Annotated in this window: 7 protein-coding genes and 1 pseudogene; 2 read left to right on the top strand and 6 right to left on the bottom strand. The window is 62.9% G+C overall.

What is annotated here, in order from left to right:
• The 5 genes and pseudogenes from J6497_RS39815 to J6497_RS39835 all read right to left on the bottom strand — a co-directional run.
• Positions 1-222, bottom strand: a pseudogene (locus J6497_RS39815) (hypothetical protein); the annotation flags it as partial.
• Positions 223-313: 91 nt separating this feature from the next.
• The gene (locus tag J6497_RS39820) at positions 314-1,486 is read right to left on the bottom strand and encodes a DUF2336 domain-containing protein (RefSeq protein ID WP_225709615.1); all 1,173 of its coding nucleotides are present in this window, start codon (positions 1,484-1,486) and stop codon (positions 314-316) included.
• A gap of 198 nt (positions 1,487-1,684) precedes the next feature.
• Positions 1,685-2,671: a transglycosylase SLT domain-containing protein gene (locus J6497_RS39825; RefSeq protein WP_225709616.1), complete on the bottom strand. Its 987-nt coding sequence runs from the start codon at positions 2,669-2,671 to the stop codon at positions 1,685-1,687.
• Positions 2,672-2,815: 144 nt separating this feature from the next.
• Complete coding sequence (locus tag J6497_RS39830) at positions 2,816-4,027, bottom strand: ABC transporter substrate-binding protein (RefSeq protein ID WP_225709617.1); 1,212 nt, start codon at positions 4,025-4,027, stop codon at positions 2,816-2,818.
• A gap of 55 nt (positions 4,028-4,082) precedes the next feature.
• Complete coding sequence (locus J6497_RS39835; RefSeq protein WP_225709618.1) at positions 4,083-5,588, bottom strand: class I adenylate-forming enzyme family protein; 1,506 nt, start codon at positions 5,586-5,588, stop codon at positions 4,083-4,085.
• Between the two features lie 100 nt (positions 5,589-5,688).
• On the opposite strand from J6497_RS39835, the gene J6497_RS39840 reads away from it, so the two are divergent.
• Together J6497_RS39840 and mddA are read left to right on the top strand one after the other, a co-directional pair.
• Complete coding sequence (locus tag J6497_RS39840; RefSeq protein WP_225709619.1) at positions 5,689-6,342, top strand: TetR/AcrR family transcriptional regulator; 654 nt, start codon at positions 5,689-5,691, stop codon at positions 6,340-6,342.
• A gap of 237 nt (positions 6,343-6,579) precedes the next feature.
• Positions 6,580-7,368 carry a methanethiol S-methyltransferase gene (gene mddA, locus J6497_RS39845; RefSeq protein WP_225709620.1) on the top strand — a complete coding sequence of 263 codons (789 nt, stop codon included), beginning with the start codon at positions 6,580-6,582 and terminating at the stop codon, positions 7,366-7,368.
• A 122-nt stretch (positions 7,369-7,490) separates the two neighbouring features.
• Here mddA and J6497_RS39850 read toward each other — a convergent pair.
• On the bottom strand, positions 7,491-7,770 hold a 280-nt coding region (locus J6497_RS39850; protein ID WP_225705104.1), incomplete at its 5' end, for a transposase.

Here is a 7,770-nt window from a genome sequence, read left to right on the forward strand (position 1 = left end):
CACACGCGGCACCGATCCGAGCTTCTCCCCCGCCCGGCTGCGGACCTTCTCAATTAACCCCAGCAGCCCCGCATGATCGCCGCCCTCCAGCTTGTGACGCGACATCCGATCCCGATCCGGGCTGTGCAGCGTCACCAGCCACGTCTTCTGACTGAGTTCGATCGCAACGAAAATTGTGCCATTATGGCCGGTGGTGGGCGTGTCTACGGTCGATGCTTGCATCTGACTCTCCGAGGGTTCGAGTGTGGAAACCCAAACCTATCGGAAAGGCCACGCTCACCGCCCCATGGAATCTACGCTGCTCCTTTGCAGCTTACGCCGCGATCAGATCGTGCAGTGGGGCGACCATTTCTTCGGCGACAAGCTCTTCGCAGAACAGCCGCGCTTCTTCACGCGCGGATTCGGTGGCGAAACGGCGCAGCAGGATCAACAGCGGCTCGGCGGCCTGCTGGTCGGTCTCGCAATGGGTCAGCACGCGCTCGACCATGCGGCGGCGCAGCCTGACCGCGCCGTCGATGCTGTCGACATAGCCGCCCTCGTGGCTTGCCTGAAGCGCGGCGCGGAAGGCAGCAAAGGTGGATTCCGGCAGGCCTGCGCGGATCAGCAGCGCATCGAGGCTGGCGACCCCGCGGTCATGCAACAGCGCGCCGATGCGTGCCTGCGGCAGGCCTGAGAGTTCGGCGAGCGCCGCGCGGAACAGCTCGAGATTGCCCGAGAGCAGCGCGCGCAGGATCAATCCGGCAGTGAGCTGCCCCGTCGTGCGCAGATGTGCGACGAGGCCACGCATCTCCTCGCCGCGCGAGCGCGCCGCGATGTGGACGGTCGAGCGCTCGCGCGCTTCGCTGGCGATGCGTCCTGCCCGGTCGGCGGACAGCCAGTTGCGGGCGACCACGAATTGCGCCAGCGTCTCCGAGAGCTTGGCCACCAGCGCCATGCGGGTGGCGGCCGGCAGGCCTTCCAGCACCAGCATCGCTTCCCGGATCGCGGCGAGATGGCCATGCCGCTCGACGATGCGATCCCAGGAGAACGGCGCGAGTTCGGCATGGGGGTTCTCGATCAATTCGAGTGCCGCCGCGGCACTGCCGACTTCCGCGATCGCCGCACCGACGGAAGCGGGCAGATTGATCCGCCGCGCGATCGCGCATTGCGTCTCGTTGTCGCCGGTCGCGGCGATGTCAACGAGGTCGGCATCGATCAGGAGCGGTGAGTGTTCAAGCACTGGCAGCGCGATTCCGGGCTGGTCGACCGCAAGCGCCTGCACGATGGCCGCCGGCGCCTCGACGCTGCGCGCGAACACCTCGGCCATCGCCTGCCGCACCAGCGGCGAGGGATCGTCGAGCAGCATCAATAGCGCGCCCTCGGCGGCGATGCGGTCGTCCTCGGAAAGATCTGAAATCAACCAGGCCCGCGCCAATGCCCGCGTCGCCTCGGCCCGCTCCCCTGCCGGAGCGGTCCTGATCCAATTGATGAACTGCCGAACGATCATGGTCCTTCCGGCTTACGCAACGAAACGGCACGGTGATGCAGTGCCAATGTAACAAAAGATAAACCATGACGCTTAACAAAGAGTTCACCATAACTCTTTGGGTTTATTGACGTTTCGTTAATAATGGAAGGACGCCTCGGTGCTGCACCGACCTCATCCTGAGGAGCCTGCGCAGCAGGCGTCTCGAAGGATGGGCTCTCAGCCCGAGAACGTGCCGTTGCGGTCGCTGAAGAGGTCGAGGCGGCCGGGGGGACGGACTTCGGGGGTCTGGGTGAGCGAGGTCGTGACGGCCGACGGACGGCCCCACAATTCCTGTACGGTGGGTGAGATCGGCTCGGCGCGATCGCCGGCCTGGAACAGCGAGCGGAACATCGGATCGCCCGGGGCGGACGCCGTCTGCGAGCCGGCCACAGGCGACACTGCACGCGAATCCGGGAAGCTCGAGAGATAGGCGGCATTGTCGATCGGCAGCGCCGTCGTGGGCGCAGCGCTCGCGGTCTCGCCGCCGGCGGCAGTGAAAGCAGTGCGGGTGTCGCTGGAGCTGGCGGCACCGGCATAGCGCGCACTCAGCACTGAATAGACTTCCGACACGCTGCGGGCGTGTCCCGAACGGTCGTAGAAGATCGAAGTGTTGGCGGCGGCCGCTTTCGGAAACATCTGCGCGGCGTTGGCGTTCGGATTGTCCTCGGTGCTCGAGATCAGTCTTGCCGCGCCGCCGACGCCCATGAAATGCGCCATGTAGAGCTCGGCATCGGTCGGACGGCGACCGATGCTGCCCGTAAGCTTGAAGCTGTTGGACTGCGTCAGCACGCCCGCCATTGCGGACGCCGCATCCGGGTCGTCGCGGAGCCGCATGATCGCCTCCCGCGCCTGCGGATCGCTGACCGAATAGCTGCCGTCGGAATTCCTGGTGATGGCGTCGGCATATTTGCCATAACCGAGCTGGCTCCCCGCCTCCTTCACGGTACCAAGCCAGGTCTGGTCGATGAATTGATAGAGCCCGCGCGCCGAGGAGGTCGATGCCGCCGCCTTCGGATTGAAGTTGGATTCCATCTTGGCGGTCGTGAGCAGGTATTGAAAGCTCGTGCCGGTGGTGGAGGCGGCCTGCTTGATCGAACCCACGATCTTCGCGCGCGTCGGGTCAACACCCGCCGCAGCCCCGGCGCTGAATGTATCGATCGCCATCGATGTGCCCCGCTCCTCGCGAAACGCTCGCGTGGGCTTCACGAACGCCGGTAGTCGGCGCAGCTCCCAAGATACGGTGGGGCAAGTATGGTTAATGCGAGGTTAAGGCGGCGTGGATGCGTGATGACTGCATCCACGCCCTTGCTAGCGCTGGGCGACCAACGGGCAATTGCCCTGACCAAGAGGCCGGTAGGCTTTCTCGCCTGGCGTCGCGGAGAGAATCTTGAACAGATCCCACTCGCTCTTCGATTCCGCGGGCGTCTTCACCTGAAGCAGCAGGATATCGTGCAGCATGATTCCGTCCTCACGAACGCGTCCGTCGGGCACCATGGCATCGCGGACAGGAAGCTCGCGCATCTTCTTTGCGATGGCATCACGATCGTCGGTCGCCGCCGCCGCTGCGCTCTTGAGATAGTGGAGGACCGCCGAATAGACGCCCATCTGGATCGAACTCGGCATCCTCCCCTGATGGCGTTTCTGGAAACGCTCCGCCCACGCTCGGGTCTCGGGGGTGCGGTCCCAATAGTAGCCGTCGGCGACGATGAGTCCCTGTGCGGTCCTGAGGCCGACGGCATACGCGTCATTGAGATAGAACAGCCCGGTGGCGAGCCGCTGTCCCTGCGTGATGCCGAATTCATGCGCCTGCTTCACCGAATTGATCGTATCGGCGCCGGCATTGAGCAGCGCGACCACATCGGCCTTCGATGCCTGGGCCTGCAGCAGGAACGACGAATAATCCGGCGTGTTGAGCGGCGTCTTCACCGAACCGACGATTTTTCCGCCGCTCGCCTTGATCGCCGCGCTCAGATCGGCGGAGAGGGCCTCGCCCCAGGCATAGTCGACCGGCAGGAAGAACCACGACTTTCCGCCCCGCTCCGTGACCGCGCGGCCCATGGTGTTGGCCAACGCGTAGCTGTCGTAGACCCACATGAAGCCATAAGGCGAACAGGCCTCACCGGTGAATTTCGAGGTGCCACCGCCGGCGGCGATCAGGATCCCTGACTTGCTCCGGACGATGTCCTGGATGGCCAGCAATATGCCGGAATTGGGCACGTCGACGATGAGATCCACCTTTTCCAGGTCGAGCCATTTGCGAGCGATCGACGTGGCGATATCGACCTTTTGCTGGTGATCTGCGGATATCAGCTTGACCGGCTTGCCGAGGACGCTGCCACCGAAGTCCTCGACGGCCATCTGCGCGGCGACGACCGATCCTTTGCCAGTGATATCGGCGTAAGGACCGCTTTGATCGTTGAGCACGCCGATCGTGATGCCGTCCGGTCCGGCGTTTGCAGGTGCATCCTGGATAACAATCAGGCCGAGCAAGACGGCCGCAACCAGCGATTTCCAACTCATCAGTTCCTCCTCAGGCCGAACACGCTAGAGCCGACGCCGGCAATGTAAACGCTCCTCATTCGCTTTCTTCCCCGCGAAGCCGCGCGCGCAATTCGGTCTTGAGAACCTTGCCGTAGTTGTTCTTGGGAAGGGCTTCGACAAAGCGATAGTGCTTGGGACGTTTGAACCTGGCGATCTGCTCCAGGCAGACCTTGTCGAGCTCGGCCGCCGAAACGGAAAGGCCCGGCTTGCAGGCGACGAAGGCGACGACTTCCTCGCCCCACTCCGGATGCAGGCGTCCCACGACGGCAGCTTCGACAACGCCCGGGTGGCTGATGAGCGCTTCCTCCACCTCCCGTGGGTAGATGTTGGAGCCACCGCTGATGATCATGTCCTTGGAGCGATCGTGCAGCGTCAGCAATCCGCGATCGTCCATCGATCCGATATCGCCCGTATGCAGCCAGCCATTGCGCAGTGCCGTCGCGCTGGCCTCCTCGTTACCGAGGTAGCCCTGCATCACGCAGTCGCTGCGGGTGACCACCTCGCCAATCTGGCCGGGCGGCAACTCGTGATCGTTCTCGTCGACGACCCGGACCTCCACGCCCGTGCGTGCGATCCCGCAGGTTGAGAGGAACTCCGGATTGCCGTGCATCGCCTTGGTCAAGCCGGTGGCCGTCATCGGCGTTTCCCCCTGCCCGTAGAGCTGGAACAGCCGGGGACCGAAGACATCGACCGCACGCTTGAGATCGGCGAGATAGGTCGGACCTCCGCCGTAATAGATGGTCTTCAGGTTCTTGATGTCTGCGGAATGCACGCCGGGATCGGCGACGAGGCGCACCAGCATGGTCGGCGCCGCGAACAGCGTGACGCGCTCATACCGCGCGAGCGCGTCGAAGATCGCACCGGTATCGAAACCGTTGTGAATGACCTGATGGCAACCCTTCAGAAGGTGCGGAAGGCCGTACAGCCCTGACCCGTGCGACATCGGCGCCGCGTGCAGCTTGGTGTCGCGCTCGTCCACCTCCCCGACGTCGGCATAGTAGGCCTGGCTCATAAAGATGAGATTGCGGTGGGAGAGGATCGCGCCCTTCGGGCGGCCGGTCGTTCCGCTGGTGTAGAAGATCCAGGCCGGATCGTGCGGACCGCGTTGCACCGGCGACATCGGATCGCTGCGGACCATGGCCTCATATCCGTCGGATCCGGCATAGACGCCGAACACTCCCTCGTGCATGGCGCAGAAGGCGCCGAGGTCGGGGATCAGGCCCGCAGTGGTGAAGACGAACTTTGCCGAACTGTTCTCGGCGACGAAAGAAACCTCCCGCTCGTGCAACTTGGGATTCACGGGCACCGCGACAAGTCCGGCGGTCCACGTCGCCAGCAGCACCTCAAGGAAAGCCGTGCTGTTCTCCATGAACAGAACAACCCGATGGCCCGGACGGACGCCGCGAAGGTGCATCGCACGCGCAAGGCGCGCCACGCGGTCGATCAGTTCGGCATAGGTGAGCGTGCCGACTGGGTCGGTCGCAGCCGGACGGTCGCCGAACCGGCGGGCCACCGAAAAGATCAGAGGCGCAAGGCTCATGGACGGAAAGACCCCTCCCTACTCGCTAGTAAGTTTTCTTATTTCTGAGTATGCTATTAGAGTTCCGCTGCCGCCGCAAGCGGATTCGAGGGAGATAGGAGTGAGCGAGACCGGCCAGCCGGCCCCCAGTGAGGCGTTCGACCGCGATCAGCAGCGCCGGCGCAAGCGGCTTGCAGTGCTGAAGACGGCGGCCTCCGCGTTCAATCGACGCGGCTTCGCCAACACGTCGATGGACGACGTCGCGTCCGCTCTCGGCATCTCGAAGCCGGCCCTGTACCAGTATTTCAAGAGCAAGCAGGACATCCTCTACGAATGCCATCTGCTGGCGGTGCAGCACGGCGAGGCCGGCGTCGAGGAAGGACAACGCACGCGCGGCTCGGGACTAGACAAGTTGCTCGCCTATGTCGGCCGCTACATGCACGGCTTCTTCAGCGATCTCGGAAGCTGTGCCGTGCTGCTCGACGTCTATTCACTCGCCGACAAGCACCGGGCAGAAATTCAGAAGCGCCGCGACGGCGTCACCGATGCCGTGGAGGGCTTCATCGCCCGTGGGATCAAAGACGGCAGCATCGTCGAGCGCGATGCGAAACTGACCGCCCTCTTCATCTTCGGCGTGTTGAACTGGATGCTTGTCTGGTACCGCCCGTCAGGACCGGCAACGCCCGCGCAGATCATCGAGACGTTCGTCTCGCTGCTGGAGAGGGGCCTGGCTGCTAGAGCTTCGGTTCTGATTGAATCAGAACCGAAGCTCTAGATCCTTGTTTTGACGCGTTTTCTGCGCAGATGAGTTTACGCAATCTGCGCAAGCTTGATTGCTACGCGAACCGGGTATCCACTTCGCTCGAAAACGCTCTAGGGGACAGGCAGGTCTGAACGCCCGCGCCGGGCTGCTCCGCGCCGGCTGCGACAAAGAATCCGCGGCGATCTTGAACCAATTCGGTCGATCGACCGACTGAATGGTGTGACAGTCTTTCCGAGGAGAATTGAGACCATGACATACCATGCCATCCACTCTCCCCCCGCCAACAGTGTCGCCGGCGGCGTTATGGCGATGCTGTACGGTGCGGTAACCTACGTCATATTTCTCTGCACTTTCCTTTATGCAATCGCCTTCGTGGGCAATCTGCCGGTACCGAAGACCATCGACAGCGGCCGGCCGGAGCCATTTGTCTCGTCGCTCGTCATCAACATCCTGTTGCTCAGCCTGTTCGCGGTCCAACACAGCGTGATGGCACGCCCCGCCTTCAAGCGCTGGTGGACCCGTCTCGTGCCGCCATCCGTCGAGCGCACCACCTTCGTGCTGCTCGCGAGCCTTGCGCTGATCTTGCTCTACTGGCAATGGCGACCGATGACGGAGACGATCTGGTCCGTGACCGATCCGACGCTAGCAGCCGTGCTGGAGGCGATTTCCTGGATTGGGTGGCTGGTGGTGCTGGCGAGCACCTTCATGATCAACCATTTCGAGCTGTTCGGCCTGCGTCAGGTGCTTGCACGCCTGCTCGGATACGGGTTGCCGGCGCCGGAATTCAAGACGCCGCTGTTCTACAAGGCGGTGCGGCATCCGATCTATCTCGGCTTCCTGATCGCTTTCTGGGCGACGCCATCGATGACCGCTGGGCACCTTCTATTCGCGGTTGCCACCACCGGCTATATCCTCATCGGCATCTGGCTGGAGGAGCGCGACCTCGTCGCATTGTTTGGCGATCAGTACCGTCGTTACCGGCAGCAGGTATCGATGCTAATCCCCCTGCCCTGGCGGAAGGTCGATGCCAGCGACTGAGGCTAGAGCATTTTCGGTTCTGATTGAATCAGAACCGAAGCTCCAGACTGTTGTTTTGACGCGTTTTCTTCACGCGAACCGGTATCCACTTCGCTAGAAAACGCTCTAGGGTCTGTTGGGATTCATCGGGAGTTTATCACGGCCGCGACCAGATGGATCATGGAGGCGAAGCTTTGATCGGTCTTTTCGGCGCGCATGGCGATGCGTTTGAACTCCTTGAGCTTGCCGAAGAAGTTCTCGATGAGATGCCGCCATTTGTACATCTCCTCGTCGATGGTGAGAGGCTTGGCGCGGCGCGGATGCTGGGAGATGACGACCTTGGCGCCGCGCGCATCGAGTTCGGCGATGATGGCGTTGCTGTCGAACGCCTTGTCGGCGATCAGCGCGTCGAAGGCCAATCCC

This window comes from Bradyrhizobium cenepequi, from assembly GCF_020329485.1.
GTDB lineage: Bacteria > Pseudomonadota > Alphaproteobacteria > Rhizobiales > Xanthobacteraceae > Bradyrhizobium > Bradyrhizobium cenepequi.